This is a genomic window from Pseudomonas sp. BIGb0558 (genome assembly GCF_024807515.1).
Taxonomy (GTDB): domain Bacteria; phylum Pseudomonadota; class Gammaproteobacteria; order Pseudomonadales; family Pseudomonadaceae; genus Aquipseudomonas; species Aquipseudomonas yamanorum_A.
This window is the reverse complement of the sequence record NZ_JANUEW010000060.1, coordinates 1-14,087: the sequence shown is the minus strand read 5'-3', so window position 1 is coordinate 14,087 and position 14,087 is coordinate 1. Positions and strand designations below refer to the sequence as shown.

Annotated in this window: 16 protein-coding genes; 12 read left to right on the top strand and 4 right to left on the bottom strand. The window is 61.5% G+C overall.

The annotated features are described in order from the left end of the window. The first annotated feature begins 2 nt into the window (after positions 1-2). The 4 genes from M2400_RS31960 to M2400_RS31945 all read left to right on the top strand — a co-directional run bounded on the left by M2400_RS31960 (position 3) and on the right by M2400_RS31945 (position 3,012). Positions 3-1,280 carry a flavohemoglobin expression-modulating QEGLA motif protein gene (locus M2400_RS31960; RefSeq protein ID WP_177047400.1) on the top strand — a complete coding sequence of 426 codons (1,278 nt, stop codon included), beginning with the start codon at positions 3-5 and terminating at the stop codon, positions 1,278-1,280. 157 nt (positions 1,281-1,437) lie between these two features. Further along, positions 1,438-2,343 (top strand): alpha/beta hydrolase, encoded by a 906-nt coding sequence (locus tag M2400_RS31955; RefSeq protein WP_177047399.1) that lies wholly within the window; start codon positions 1,438-1,440, stop codon positions 2,341-2,343. Continuing rightward, positions 2,340-2,666, top strand: a complete 327-nt coding sequence (locus M2400_RS31950; protein ID WP_177047398.1) for a hypothetical protein — start codon at positions 2,340-2,342, stop codon at positions 2,664-2,666. Before M2400_RS31955 ends, M2400_RS31950 begins: the two co-directional genes overlap by 4 nt. 37 nt (positions 2,667-2,703) lie before the next feature. Next, positions 2,704-3,012 (top strand): hypothetical protein, encoded by a 309-nt coding sequence (locus M2400_RS31945; protein ID WP_177077427.1) that lies wholly within the window; start codon positions 2,704-2,706, stop codon positions 3,010-3,012. 96 nt (positions 3,013-3,108) lie between these two features. Here M2400_RS31945 and M2400_RS31940 read toward each other — a convergent pair whose 3' ends face one another. From M2400_RS31940 to M2400_RS31930, 3 genes are all read right to left on the bottom strand, one after another. Continuing rightward, the gene (locus M2400_RS31940; protein ID WP_177047395.1) at positions 3,109-3,894 is read right to left on the bottom strand and encodes an OmpA family protein; all 786 of its coding nucleotides are present in this window, start codon (positions 3,892-3,894) and stop codon (positions 3,109-3,111) included. 55 nt (positions 3,895-3,949) lie between these two features. Further along, positions 3,950-4,378, bottom strand: coding sequence for a DUF4398 domain-containing protein (locus M2400_RS31935; protein WP_177047393.1), 429 nt, complete (start codon positions 4,376-4,378; stop codon positions 3,950-3,952). Between the two features lie 286 nt (positions 4,379-4,664). Next, positions 4,665-5,009: a pilin assembly protein gene (locus M2400_RS31930; RefSeq protein ID WP_177047391.1), complete on the bottom strand. Its 345-nt coding sequence runs from the start codon at positions 5,007-5,009 to the stop codon at positions 4,665-4,667. 187 nt (positions 5,010-5,196) lie between these two features. Between M2400_RS31930 and ppc the strand changes: the two genes are divergently transcribed. The 7 genes from ppc to M2400_RS31895 all read left to right on the top strand — a co-directional run bounded on the left by ppc (position 5,197) and on the right by M2400_RS31895 (position 12,437). Further along, entirely contained in the window at positions 5,197-7,842 is a 2,646-nt protein-coding gene (gene ppc, locus M2400_RS31925; protein WP_259201206.1) for a phosphoenolpyruvate carboxylase, read from the top strand. 268 nt (positions 7,843-8,110) lie between these two features. Beyond that, on the top strand, positions 8,111-8,758 hold the full coding sequence (adk, locus tag M2400_RS31920) for an adenylate kinase (RefSeq protein WP_010176785.1): 648 nt from the start codon (positions 8,111-8,113) through the stop codon (positions 8,756-8,758). 100 nt (positions 8,759-8,858) lie between these two features. Then, on the top strand, positions 8,859-9,545 hold the full coding sequence (tsaB, locus tag M2400_RS31915) for a tRNA (adenosine(37)-N6)-threonylcarbamoyltransferase complex dimerization subunit type 1 TsaB (RefSeq protein WP_177047388.1): 687 nt from the start codon (positions 8,859-8,861) through the stop codon (positions 9,543-9,545). Positions 9,546-9,705: 160 nt separating this feature from the next. After that, a complete protein-coding gene (locus tag M2400_RS31910; RefSeq protein WP_010176783.1) occupies positions 9,706-10,017 on the top strand; it encodes a hypothetical protein in 312 nt (103 codons plus the stop codon). Further along, a complete protein-coding gene (locus tag M2400_RS31905; protein ID WP_177047386.1) occupies positions 10,017-10,877 on the top strand; it encodes a DUF72 domain-containing protein in 861 nt (286 codons plus the stop codon). Before M2400_RS31910 ends, M2400_RS31905 begins: the two co-directional genes overlap by 1 nt. A 27-nt stretch (positions 10,878-10,904) precedes the next feature. Then, a complete protein-coding gene (locus M2400_RS31900; protein ID WP_177077423.1) occupies positions 10,905-11,732 on the top strand; it encodes an oxaloacetate decarboxylase in 828 nt (275 codons plus the stop codon). 6 nt (positions 11,733-11,738) lie between these two features. Beyond that, the gene (locus M2400_RS31895) at positions 11,739-12,437 is read left to right on the top strand and encodes an extensin family protein (protein WP_177115533.1); all 699 of its coding nucleotides are present in this window, start codon (positions 11,739-11,741) and stop codon (positions 12,435-12,437) included. A 3-nt stretch (positions 12,438-12,440) separates the two neighbouring features. On the opposite strand, the gene M2400_RS31890 is transcribed toward M2400_RS31895, so the two are convergent. Next, the gene (locus tag M2400_RS31890; RefSeq protein WP_177047380.1) at positions 12,441-13,061 is read right to left on the bottom strand and encodes an energy transducer TonB; all 621 of its coding nucleotides are present in this window, start codon (positions 13,059-13,061) and stop codon (positions 12,441-12,443) included. A gap of 96 nt (positions 13,062-13,157) precedes the next feature. Here M2400_RS31890 and M2400_RS31885 point away from each other — a divergent pair, with 96 nt between their 5' ends. Then, positions 13,158-13,940, top strand: a complete 783-nt coding sequence (locus M2400_RS31885) for a class I SAM-dependent methyltransferase (RefSeq protein WP_177115532.1) — start codon at positions 13,158-13,160, stop codon at positions 13,938-13,940. Positions 13,941-14,087 lie beyond the last annotated feature (147 nt).

The following is a 14,087-nucleotide window of genomic DNA, read 5'->3' as shown; positions in this document are numbered from 1 at the left end:
GGGTGGACGATTACCAGCAGACGATACGCACCTTGTCCGATCGCATTGTGCTGGCACAAACACCGATTCGCGTCCTCGACGCCGTGAAGTGGGACGAGAATATTCGCCAGGGATTCCTCAAGGCCAAGGGCAAGGAAATGCCGGCGGTGAACCGCGACTACTACCTGACCCGGCCGCTGTCGTTTGATTCCAGCGCGGTGAAGCTGGAATTCCAGAATATCGAGCGTGACATCACGCGCCAGCTTGGCCAGTTCAACCCGGTCGGGCAGATCATGCGGCGCATGTGCAAGGAATACCGCATGGTGGTGCGCATGCTCGAAGCGCGCGGCACCGAGGATTTCGGCCTGATTTCCCAGGAACTGTACGGCGCCGCCTCCGATGCGTTCCACGCCGGTGACCCGACCCTGGCTGACCTGGGCCTGATGATGTCGGACTACCTGAACAATATCGACGGCCGTGGCGACCTCAAGGACGAAGCCAAGACCCTCACCGCCAAGGACGCGGTCAACCTGTTGCAAAGCCGCCTGAACAAGGTATTTGGCGAGGCCGAGGAAACCATCCGGGTGTTCGAGTCCGACGGTATCGTGGCGGATGCGGCGGCGGGCGCCGACTACATCAAGATTCGCGCCGACGCGATGTTCAACGACCGTGACGTGCGCGCCCTGGAAGTCCATGAAGGCCTGGTGCATGTGGGCACCACCCTCAATGGCCAGAACCAGCCAATCTGCACCTTCCTGTCCAAGGGCCCGCCCTCGTCGACCGTGACCCAGGAAGGCCTGGCGATCCTGATGGAAATCATCACCTTCGCCTCCTACCCCAGCCGCTTGCGCAAACTGACCAACCGCACCCGCGCCATTCACATGGTGGAGCAGGGCGCCGACTTCCTGCAGGTGTTCGAATTCTTCCGTGAGCAGGGCTTTGAGATGGCGGAAAGCTACGGCAACGCCAGCCGGGTTTTCCGCGGGTCGACGCCTACGGGTCTGCCGTTTACCAAGGATTTGTCCTACCTCAAGGGCTTTATCATGGTTTACAACTACATTCAGTTGGCGGTGCGCAAAGGCAAGCTGGAGCAAGTGCCGTTGTTGTTCTGCGGCAAGACCACGCTGGAAGACATGCGCACCTTGCGTCAATTGGTGGATGAAGGCCTGGTGGTGCCGCCCAAATACCTGCCGGACCAGTTCCGCGACATGAATGCGTTGGCGGCGTGGATGTGTTTCTCCAACTTCCTCAACCATTTGAGCCTGGACCGGATCGAGGCGGATTACTCCAATATCCTTTAAGGGATTCCCTTGAAGGAACTCGGTCAAAATGTGGGAGCTGGCTTGCCTGCGATGACGATGGTGAATCCACCACCGTTATCGCAGGCAAGCCAGCTCCCACAGTTGATCTTCATCAGCCATGGGGTTCTGTTCCAACCCATTCACGAGGCTTCAACGGATGAGAATCCTCGGCATTCTTTGCCTGCTACTGACCTTGAACGGCTGCAGCTCCCTGCTGTTCTACCCCGAGCGCGGCTTGCCGTTCACCCCGGAAAAGGCCCGCCTGCAATACCGTGACGTGACGCTGACCACCGCCGATGGCCTCAAGCTGCACGCCTGGTGGCTGCCCGCCAAGGCCGGCGTGCCGCTCAAGGGCACGGTGCTGCACCTGCACGGCAATGGCGGCAACCTCGCCTGGCACCTCGGCGGCAGCTGGTGGCTGCCGGAGCAGGGCTATCAAGTACTGTTGGTGGACTATCGCGGTTACGGCCTGTCCGAAGGTGAACCTTCGCTGCCGGCGGTTTATCAGGACATCGATGCGGCTTTCAAATGGATCGACAACGCTCCCGAAACCCAGGGCCAGCCGTTGATCGTGCTGGGCCAAAGCCTGGGCGGCGCGCTGGTGGTGCACTATCTGGCGGTGCATCCCGAACGTCAGCCGCAACTCAAGGCGTTGGTGCTGGACGGTGTGCCGGCCAGTTATCGTGACGTAGGACAATTCGCCCTCAGCACCTCCTGGCTAACATGGCCGTTCCAGGTCCCATTGTCGTGGCTGGTGCCGGACGCCGACAGTGCGATCAACGCCATGCCCCAACTGACCGGCGTGCCGAAACTGTTGTTCCACAGCCTTGATGACCCGATCGTGCCGCTGTCCAACGGCATCCGCCTGTATCAAGCTGCGCCACCACCCAGGGTGCTGCAACTGACCCGGGGCGGCCACGTGCAGACCTTTGCCGACAAGACCTGGCAAACCGTGATGCTGCGCTACCTCGACGACCCGCAGCATTTCAACGGGCTGCGCCGCCTGGGGGAAATCCCCAATTACCCGGCGGCCCCGAATTCCAACGCAGAGAACCCGCAATGAGCGAAGAACGCAACATGATCCCCCTGATCCTCACCGGCATCGGCACCATCATCGGTACCGTGGGCTGCCTGTGGTACTACGGCTATTTGCATTTCGCCAAGCCCGAGGATGCGTTGCTGCTCAGCGATTTCACCATGCTCAAGACCGTGCCGGGGGAAGACTACAAGATCTCCCTGGCCCCGGCCGCCCAGGTGGCGCAGTGCGTCGATGGCGTGCTGGTGCTGTTCGACACCGAACAGAAAGGCCTGACCGGTGTGCTGGTGAACAACAAGAAACAGGCAGTGCGCTGCATCGGCCAGGAAACGCCGCAACTGGAGCAGTAAGACGAATCTTGGAGGAACCGGCTGGAACTAATCTGGATTGATTGCCACATATTTCGAACTGATCAGCGTCGCTGATTCGGTTACTTATTGTGGAGTCATCTATATGCAAGTTAATGATTCATCTTATCCAGTCGGTGGCAATTTCGGCACTCAGGGTATTCAGGATTCAGGTTCTTCCCAGCCAGCGGCAGACCAAGGCGCCGGTGGCTCCCAGGGGGCAGGGAAAGAGGATCTTCTGGAATTGCTCAGGAAGATGCTGATGCAAGCCGAGCAACAAGGAGGCAGCCAAGGTCAAGGTTCACAGGCTGGAAACGGCGGCGGTGGCGGCGGGCAGGTTCAGTATTGAGTGTGTAAAGGCCCTGGAGATATCGCCGTGATGCACTGGTGGCTCTAAACAAAGAACCCCGCCAATTGGCGGGGTTCTTTATGGAGCATCAGTCGATCAGTTGGCCATCGAAGAACGTGGCTTGACCGGCTGGTTGTCGTTGGAGATGGTCACTTCAACGCGGCGGTTCATGGCACGGCCCGAAACGCTGGTGTTATCGGCAACCGGGTATTCCTTGCCATAACCCTGGGTCACGATGCGCGAGATATCCACACCCTGGTTGGCCAGTGCGCGCTGTACGGAAGCGGCACGGCGCTCGGACAGGCTCTGGTTGTACGAGTCGGAACCGGTGCTGTCGGTGTAGCCTTCGACAATCACTTTACGGTCCGGGTTGTCGCGCAGGAACTGCGCCAGCTTGGTGATGTTCACCAGGCCGCTGGACTTGAGGTCCGACTTGTTGGTGGCGAACAGCACGTCACCGAAAGTCACCAGTGTGCCGCGATCAGTCTGCTTGGCGTTCAAGCTGTCTTGCAGTTGTTTGATCTGTGCGTCACGGGCTTGCAGCAGGGCGCGAGCGCGTTCGTCACCGGCGTTTTTCAGCTTGGCTTCGGACTCACGCAGGACGATGGTGTCCTTGGCCACTTCAACGCGCTGGTTGGTCAGGTAGGCCAGTTGGTCGACTTTCTTCTGGTCTTCCTTGTCGCGGTAGGCCTTGTCAGCCTTGTCCAGCCAGTCGCTGGCGTCCTTGGTTTCCAGGGCCGCTACTTTGGTGGCTTGCGGGTTGGCTTGCAGGGCCGAGAAGTTGGTCCGAGCGTTTTCCAGGTTCTGGTTCGGCGGGGTGGAGCACGCCGCCAGAGCAACGCTCATCGCCAGCAGGGCAGGGATCATCAATTGTTTACGCATAGTCGTGTCGTCCTTTCAATTCGGTTTCGGGTGCAGTGCAATCAGGGGCGGTGGCTTATTGCTGCGGCTGGATCACAGCCGGGCGCATGCCTTCCTGACGCAGCTCCTGAACAGCTTTCTGGGAATCCTTCACAGCCTGTTCGGCCTTGGCAGCCTGGGCTTTACGCTCTGCTACGCGAGCGTCCCACTCGGATTGCTCGGCCAGGCGACGGGCCTCGTCATAGTTCTTGTCGTGCATGGCGATTTCGGCTTGTTTCAGTTTGTCCTGAGCCGACTTCATCTCCACGGCGGCGTACTCGGTGCCACCGGCGCTGACGGCGCTGTTCACCGCCGACTGGGTAACCGCGTATTGCTCGCTCGGTGGGTTGCCGGCGCAGCCAGCCAGTACGAAGCTGGTGCCGATTGCCAGCGCGGCCAATTTAAGCCCGCGCAGGTGGTTAAACGAGGTTTTGGCAGTGCTGGTCTTCATCGTCTTCAACTCCATTAGATAACTCCTGAAAAACATCAAAATCCATCTCCGGCTTGCAGTGTCTGCGGGGTCCGGCGGTAAGGCTCAGGACGCCTATTCAAACGGCTGTTCCAAGTGATGGCTTACTGGCTGTGACCGGAGGCTTTTTTGAATAGTTCAGCGGAGATGGCGATTTGCCTAAAAAAATATTTGACTGAACGGTCAGCGTTTAAAAGTTGGAACTTTTGCACGGCGCAGGGGTATCCAGGGCCTGTGGGAGGCCCTGAATACTGGGGGTTAAGGTTTTTTTAGCGGAGGTTTACTAGTGTTTCTGCTTGTCGGATTGGGCTGACAAGTCGTGCAGATAACGCCGTGACAGAGAGAGAAAACGCGGGGTTGGGCCGACGTCTTCGTACAGCGGGTCGCCTTCCTCATCGGTGGCAATCACCTGCTTGCCCTTGATATAGGGGAAGCTCGCTTCCAGCTCTTCGAGGGCTGCGCCAATCAACTCGCCGAGCAGTTCTTCGGTATGGCGTTTGGGGTACATTTCGCAGATTGCCGCCAGCCTGGCGGCGGCCTCTACGTCCAGATGGATGGCGTATTCGGTTTTGGTCAGGCGACCCTTGGCGTTTTCTTCCCAATGCTGGGCCAGTTCTCGGATTTTCATGGCAACCTCAATGGAGCCCACGGTAAGCGGGCGATGATGAGTGACCAGCCGACCAGCGCGGATAACGCTGCGGCTTACTCTTGAGACTAGCTGCAACTCACAAGGTTTAAAGTTCCTTGTAAGACGCCGCTGTGGGCGGCACTCTTGAGGATCAAAGCGTCCCGGATTTTCTGCTGGAGATTGGCTGATGAGCGATATCGATGCACGTTTGCGTGAGGATGTTCACCTGCTGGGTGAGCTGTTGGGCAACACGATTCGAGAGCAGTACGGCGATGAATTCCTCGACAAGATCGAGCAGATCCGTAAAGGCGCCAAGGCCGACCGCCGTGGTGCGGCCTCGGAGCAGGCCGCCGGCGAAGAGCTGAGCGCCAGCCTTAATCAACTGAAAGAAGACGAACTGCTGCCGGTGGCGCGGGCCTTCAATCAGTTTCTCAACCTGGCCAACATTGCCGAGCAGTATCAGTTGATCCACCGCCGGGATGAATCAACGCCGGCGCCCTTCGAGTCGCGTGTGCTGCCGGAACTGCTGGCGCGCCTGCAGAGCGAAGGCCACAGCAGCGAATCCCTGGCGCGCCAGTTGGGCCGGCTGGAAATCGAGTTGGTGCTCACTGCGCACCCCACCGAAGTTGCCCGCCGCACCCTGATCCAGAAATACGACGCCATTGCCGCCCAACTGGCCCTGCAGGATCACCGCGACCTCACCACCGCCGAGCGCGAGCAGATCCGCAATCGCCTGCAACGCCTGATCGCCGAAGCCTGGCACACCGAAGAAATCCGCCGCACCCGGCCCACGCCGGTCGACGAAGCCAAGTGGGGCTTCGCGGTGATCGAGCATTCGCTGTGGCACGCCATCCCGAATTATCTGCGCAAGGCCGACCAGGCCTTGCACGCCGCCACCGGCCTGCGCCTGCCCCTGGAAGCCGCGCCGATCCGCTTCGCGTCCTGGATGGGTGGCGACCGTGACGGCAACCCCAACGTCACCGCGCCAGTCACCCGCGAAGTGTTGCTGCTGGCACGCTGGATGGCGGCGGACCTGTACCTGCGCGATATCGACCATCTCGCTTCCGAACTGTCGATGCAACAGGCCAGCCCGGCCTTGCAGGCCAAGGTCGGTGACAGCGTGGAGCCTTACCGCGCGCTGCTCAAGCAACTGCGCGAACGCTTGCGTGCCACACGCCAGTGGGCCCACACCTCGTTGACCACCACCACGCCGGCGCCGGCCGACGTGCTGCAAAACAACCGCGACCTGCTGGACCCCCTGGAGCTGTGCTACGAGTCGCTGCACACCTGCGGCATGGGCGTGATTGCCGACGGCCCGCTGCTCGATTGCCTGCGTCGGGCGGTCACGTTTGGCCTGTTCCTGGTGCGCCTCGATGTACGTCAGGACTCCACCCGCCACTGCGCGGCCATGACCGAAATCACTGATTACCTGGGCCTTGGCCGTTACGAAGAGTGGGATGAGGAGGCGCGCATCAGTTTCCTGACGAAGGAACTGGCCAACCGTCGCCCCTTGTTGCCGGGTTACTTCAAACCCTCGGCAGACACCGCCGAAGTGTTGAACACCTGTAAGGAAATCGCCGCCGCGCCGGCCGCTTCCCTGGGCTCCTACGTCATCTCCATGGCCGGTGCCGCGTCGGACGTGTTGGCCGTGCAACTGCTGCTCAAGGAGTCCGGCGTACAGCGGCCGATGCGGGTGGTGCCGCTGTTCGAGACCCTGGCCGACCTGGACAACGCAGGCCCGGTGATGGAGAAACTGCTGCTGTTGCCGGGCTATCGCGCGCGGTTGCAAGGCCCGCAGGAAGTGATGATCGGTTATTCGGACTCCGCCAAGGACGCCGGCACCACCGCCGCCGCCTGGGCGCAATACCGGGCCCAGGAACGCTTGGTGGACATCTGCCGCGAACAACAAGTCGAACTGCTGTTGTTCCACGGTCGCGGCGGCACCGTGGGGCGTGGCGGCGGCCCGGCACACGCGGCGATTCTGTCGCAGCCACCGGGCTCGGTGGCGGGGCGTTTCCGTACCACTGAACAAGGCGAGATGATCCGCTTCAAGTTCGGCCTGCCGGACATCGCCGAGCAAAACCTCAACCTGTACCTGGCGGCGGTGCTGGAGGCGACCTTGCTGCCACCGCCACCACCGGAACCGGCGTGGCGCCATTTGATGGACGAATTGGCGGCTGACGGTGTCAGCGCTTACCGCGCCGTGGTGCGGGAAAATCCGCAGTTCGTCGAGTATTTCCGCCAGTCCACCCCGGAGCAGGAACTGGGCCGCTTGCCCCTGGGCAGTCGCCCGGCCAAGCGCCGTGCCGGTGGTATTGAGAGCCTGCGGGCGATCCCGTGGATTTTTGGCTGGACCCAAACGCGCCTGATGCTGCCGGCCTGGCTCGGCTGGGAAGCCGCGTTGAGCAAGGCCCTGGAGCGGGGCGAAGGCGAGTTGCTGGGGCAGATGCGCGAGCAGTGGCCGTTCTTCCGCACCCGTATCGATATGCTGGAAATGGTGCTGGCCAAGGCCGACGCCGACATCGCCCGGCTGTATGACGAGCGTCTGGTGCAGCCCGATCTGCTGCCATTGGGCGCGCACTTACGCGACCTATTGTCGCAGGCGTGCAGTGTGGTGCTTGGCCTGACCGGCCAGTCGCAACTGCTGGCCCATAGCCCCGATACACTTGAGTTCATCCGCCTGCGCAACACCTACCTGGACCCGTTGCACCTGTTGCAGGCCGAATTGCTGGCCCGATCGCGGCAGCAGGAAGCGGCGCAGGACAGCCCTCTGGAACAGGCGCTGCTGGTGTCTGTGGCCGGTATTGCGGCCGGATTGCGCAACACCGGCTGACATTTATGGCGTGTTCTCAATAGCTTGCAGACACACCGCGCCGGTCGCCGTAAAATTGGCGACCGGCGTTTTGCTGCCGGGGTTGTACCCGCCTATAAAGCCAGCGCGGCGCGGGTTTCTCCTACTTTCGGCGGCTTGTGTGGTTTGGGCCTGCTGTGTATCTTGATCAGCCTTTGGCCGTTTGTGCGGCCTGGACCCAAGATTTCCGAGATTGGCCCCACGCGGCGAATCCGAGCGTCATCTCTATAAAAAATTGAGGAGCACATCGATGCGCGTCATTCTGCTGGGAGCTCCCGGGGCCGGTAAAGGTACTCAGGCAAAGTTCATCACTGAAAAATTCGGCATTCCACAAATCTCCACCGGCGACATGCTGCGTGCGGCCGTCAAGGCCGGCACCGAGCTGGGCCTGATCGCCAAGAGCGTGATGGACAGCGGCGGCCTGGTCTCCGATGACCTGATCATCAACCTGGTCAAGGAACGCATCAGCCAGGACGACTGCAAGAACGGGTTCCTGTTCGACGGTTTCCCGCGCACCATTCCCCAGGCCGAAGCCCTGGTGAAGGCCGGCGTCGAGCTGGACAACGTGGTGGAAATCGCCGTTGAAGACGAAGAGATCGTGCAGCGTATTGCCGGCCGTCGTGTTCACGAAGCGTCTGGCCGCGTCTACCACATCGTCTACAACCCGCCGAAAGTGGCCGGCAAGGACGACATCACCGGTGAAGACCTGGTGCAGCGTAAAGACGACACCGAAGAAACCGTGCGTCATCGCCTGTCGGTCTACCATTCCCAGACCAAGCCACTGGTGGACTTCTACCAGAAGCTGGCCGATGCCCAGGGCAAGCCGAAATACAGCCACATCGAAGGCGTTGGCTCGGTTGAGTCCATCACCGGCAAGGTACTGCAAGCGTTGAGCTGATGCTCAAATCGCGAGCAAGCTTGCTCCTACACAACGGCCCGCTTGCGGGCCGTTGTTGTTTATACTGGCGCACTTTTTTTCAACGTGGATGCATACACCGATGAGCACCTTGCTGGCCCTGGACACCGCGACTGAAGCTTGCTCCGTTGCCCTGCTGCACGATGGCAAGGTAACGAGCCACTACGAGGTGATCCCGCGCCTGCACGCGCAGAAGCTGTTGCCGATGATCAAGCAACTGTTGCTGGAGGCTGGCACCACCTTGTCGGCCGTGGACGCCATCGCGTTCGGGCGCGGCCCGGGTGCATTCACCGGTGTGCGCATCGCCATTGGCGTGGTCCAGGGCCTGGCGTTTGCGCTGGAGCGTCCGGTATTGCCGGTGTCCAACCTGGCAGTGCTGGCGCAGCGGGCGTTTCGCGAGCACGGCGCCCGCCAGGTCGCGGCGGCCATTGATGCGCGCATGGACGAAGTGTATTGGGGCAGCTACCGCGAAACGGCTGGCGAGATGCGCCTGATCGGCGTTGAAGCCGTGTTGCCCCCTGAAGCGGCGGCTTTGCCGGCTGATGCGAGCGGCGACTGGTTCGGTGCTGGCACCGGCTGGGGTTACGGCGAACGCATTGGCGTGACGCTTGCCGGCCAGGATGCCGCAATGTTGCCCCATGCCGAAGACCTGTTGACCCTGGCACGCTTTGCCTGGGAGCGCGGCGAAGCGATTCCCGCCGACCAGGCAGCCCCTGTGTACCTGCGCGATAAAGTGGCGCAGACCAAGGCGGAACGCGGGATTATTTGACGTCAAAAGTGCGGGCAAATTCAGCTGAAAATCACCAATCGTCAGAATTTGCCCCGGCTTTTAAACCTTTTTCAAATTATGTGTTCTAGTTATCACCAGAGCATTTGCGCGCCATGGAAAGCGCCACTAAAATGCCATCACCGATACCGAGTTCGCATGTATGCGCATAGACGGCTTTTCATCACAGTCCTACCCCCTCAAGCGTAAGCCCCGCAAGGCGAACGTGACGGTAGACGACTCCGTCGAAGACTCGCCCGACTTTGTTGAAATCCAGTCCGACTCCACGGCGGTTTCTGCTCGTTCCCAAGGCTCCAGCGGTGAACGCATCAGCGGTGTACCGGCCCGCCAGCAAGACATGGTCTTCCCCCGCTCCATGAGCAAAAACGTCGCCACTGCCCTGGCCAGCTACCTGACCACCGCCGGCTTTGTCGAATGGGATATGGAAGTGCTGGGTCTCGACATCCACATCTGATGCTACTGCCTTACTACCTCGGTTGCCCGTCCTGGAGTGAAAACGCCTGGCGCGAGTACCTGTATCCCGCCGACGCCCGTTCCAGCGATTACCTCGCCCTGTACTCCCACGTGTTCAACGCGGTTGAGGGCAACACCACGTTTTATGCCCGTCCTTCCGTCGCCACCGTGCAGCGCTGGGCTGAAATCATGCCCGAGCATTTCCGTTTCACGGCCAAGTTTCCAGGTGACATCAGCCATAGCGGCAACTTGATTGAGCAGTTGCCCGCGGCGGAAAGTTTTCTGGGGTTGATGAGCCCGTTGGGCGAGCGTATTTCGCCGTTGTGGCTGCAACTGCCGGCCAGCTTTACCCCGCAACGCCTGGGTGAGTTGGCCGGGTTTATCGACGGATTGGAGCGACCCTTGGCGGTAGAAGTGCGCCACTCGGAGTTTTTCGCCAAGGGCGACGCCGAGCGCAGCCTCAATCGCTTGCTGCGTGATCGTGGCGTGGAGCGCATCTGCCTGGACCCGCGGGCGCTGTTCAGTTGCACGTCCACCTCGGCCGCCGTGCTGCATGCCCAATCGAAAAAGCCCAAGGTGCCACCTCGTCCGGCGGCGTTGACGCAGTTTCCGCAAGTACGGTTTATTGGCCATCCGGAGCTGGAAGCCAATGACCCGTTCCTGGTGCCCTGGGTTGAAAAGGTCGCCGGCTGGATCGAAGAGGGCCGCACGCCCTACGTGTTTCTCCACACCTCGGACAATCGCCTGGCCGCGCAACTGGCCCTGCGTTTTCATGACAAGTTGATGGCGCGATTGCCCGGCTTGCCAGCATTGCCCACGCTGCATCGAGAACCCGCAGTGGAGCAACTGGGGTTACTCTAAGGCTCCTTTTTCCGACAGGAGTCAGTCATGGATGCCCAAACCCTTCGCGCCGAAACTTTCAAGGCCCTGCATGAGCGTGACCGTGCCTTTGTGATGCCCAACCCCTGGGATGCCGGTTCCGCCAAAATGCTCGCCAGCCTCGGCTTCGAAGCCCTGGCCACCACCAGCGCGGGCTTTGCCTTCAGCCTGGGCCGCCCGGATGCCGAAGGTGCGTTGTCCCTGGAAGACACCCTCGGCAATGCCGGGGCGATCGTCCAGGCAACGCCGCTGCCTGTCGCCGCCGACCTGGAGAACGGCTTCAGCGACACGCCGCAAGGTTGCGCCGACACCATCCTGCGCGCCGCAGCCACCGGGATTGTCGGTGGCTCCATCGAAGACGCCACCGGCATTGCCGTCGACCCGATCTATCCGTTTGATCTGTCGGTCGAGCGCGTCGAAGCCGCCGTCGCTGCTGCCCGCAGCTTGCCATTCCCTTTCACCCTGACCGCCCGTGCGGAAAACCTCCTGCATGGCCGTCTGGATTTGCCCGACACCATCCGCCGCCTGCAGGCCTACGCCGAAGCCGGTGCCGACGTGCTCTATGCGCCGGCCCTGCGCAGTGCCGAGGAAGTGTTGGCGGTCGTGAAGGCGGTAGCGCCCAAGCCTGTGAATATCCTGATGTCCGGTGCGCTGAAACTCAGCGTGGCGCAGTTGAGCGAGATGGGCGTCAAACGCATCAGCGTCGGCTCGGCCATGGCCCTGGCGGCTTACGGGGAATTCTTCAGGGCGGCCCAGGAGGTTCACGAGCTGGGCACGTTTACCTTTACCGAGCGTTCGATGCCGTTCAGCCAGGCTAATCAGCTGTTCAAGGGATAATCAGCCGTGCGGTTTTTCAAGGTGCTGGGCGTACTGCTCGTGTTGGCGGGTGGTCTGCTGGTCGGCGTGTGGCGGGGTTGGTTACCGCTGCCCGATGAGTGGAACCCGTGGGCGCCGCTGGATGTGCGTACCAGCCCGAACCTGCTGACCCGGTTCAAGCTGGGGCGCCTGCAGGATGACCCCGCGCTGTGTGACCAGGTGCTGAAAACCTCCGGGCTGCGGGTCACCCATCAGGCGGACAGCCCGGCGGATGCAGCCTGCCCGTTGCGCAATACCTTGCGCGTTCAGGGGGCGGACGTGGGGCTGAGCAGCAGCTTTCTCGCCAGTTGTCCGCTGGCCGTGGCGTTCGCCCTGTTCGAGCGCCACAGCCTGCAACCGGCAGCCCAGGCGGTATTTGGCCAGGCGGTGACGCGGGTCGATCATCTGGGCAGCTTTGCCTGTCGCAACGTCTACAACCGCGCCGATGGGCGACTCAGCCAGCACGCGTCGGCCAATGCCTTGGATATCGCCGGGTTTCGCCTGGCGGATGGACGCACCATCAGTGTGCTCAAGGATTGGCCGGGTGACGGGGAGGGCGCGCGTTTTTTGCGGCAAGTGCGCGATGGCGCCTGCAAGGATTTCAACGTGGTGTTGAGCCCGGATTACAACGCCGCCCACCGTAATCACTTTCATCTGGATATGGGGCGTTGGTGGGTGTGTCGCTGAGAATCAGGCCGCCAGGCGCAGGTTGTGGATGATCAGCGGGCGCGCCCAGCGGCTGTCGAAGTCCAGGGCTTTCTGTTGCTCAACCAGCTCTTCTGCCGGGAACGGCGGCGGGGCGGGAGGCAGCAGGTCCAGTTCGAATTCGGCAATCGGCAGGTGCAGCGGTCGTGGTTGCGGCGCCGGGCCAGGCGTGGGCAGCGGTTGGCCGGCGTTCAGGACGATCGGGCGTACCCAGCCGCTTTCGAAGTTTTGCTGCTTTTGCTGGGCGACCACTTCTTGCGCCGGATACGGTGGCGGTGCCGGTGGCAGCAAGTCCAGTTCGAATTCGGCGATGGGCAGGAACAGCGGCTCGGGCGGGGCGATTTCGGTGTCTTTTACGTCGCACGCGCGCTGGGTGACGATCTGTGACAGCAGGTCACTGCCCTCGCTGGGTTCAACCGATGGATCCACAGGCTTCGCCGGGGATTTGGCGAGCGCGCCCGGCGTGTCGCCGAGCTGCTCGGCCAACGCCTGGGCGAAGAAGTCCTGCCACACATGACTGACCCCGGCCAGCGCTTGGGTATTGCGCAGGCCGAAGTGGTTGTGGGTCGGCAGTACACCGGTGAATAGCGAAGGAATGTCTGACATTTCTCTCGATCGTCGCTCAGCTCTGGCAAAATGCCGGATCCTTTTTTTTATCGGCCGCTTTTGGCCGATCCTTAATATTTTTGAGCGTAGTCACCGATGAGCGAACAACCAGCGGCCAGCCGCATTCGGGTCGAGGCCTTGGCCGAGGGTTTTCAGGCCCGTGCCCAGCAGTGGGCCGAGGAGCTTGGGTTGCCTTTGCAGCTGGATGAAGCGGATTTTGCCTTGCAGTTGGGGGAGCAGGGCCTGCAGCTGCAACAGCTGGGGCCGGACGCGCCCGGACCGGTGCGGGTGGATTTTGTGGAAGGCGGTGCGGCGCATCGGCGGTTGTACGGGGGTGGCAGTGGGCAGATGATTGCCAAGGCGGTGGGTGTGGCTCAGGGCGTGCGGCCGCGGGTGTTGGACGCGACCGCCGGGTTGGGCAAGGACGCGTTCGTTCTGGCCAGCCTGGGTTGCGAGATGAGCCTGGTTGAGCGTCAGCCGTTGATTGGTGCCTTGCTGGAGGATGGTTTGGCGCGTGGGGCTGAGGATTTTGAAGTGGCGCCGATTGTGGCGCGGATGAAGTTGCTCAAGGGCAATTCCATCGAGGTGATGCGCGATTGGGAGGGGGAGCCGCCTCAGGTGATCTATCTGGATCCGATGTTTCCGCATCGGGAGAAGACCGCGTTGGTGAAGAAGGAGATGCGGTTGTTTCGGCCTTTGGTGGGGGATGATCCCGACGCGCCGGCGTTGCTTGCTGCAGCGTTGGCTTTGGCCAGCCATCGGGTGGTGGTCAAGCGGCCGCGTAAGGCGCCTTGTATTGAGGGGGTGAAGCCGAGTCATGCGTTGGATGGGAAGTCCAGTCGGTATGATATTTATCCTAAGAAGGCGCTGAAGTCGTGAGGGGGCTGAGGGGCTGAGGGTTGAGTACATATCCGTTGCTGCGGTCACGGCGGCTTATGGTTCCGCTCTTACAGCGGGTCACTTTTGGCAAACGCCCGGAATGCCGGCCCAGCCAAAAGTAACCAAAAGGTCTTTGCCCCACCACTC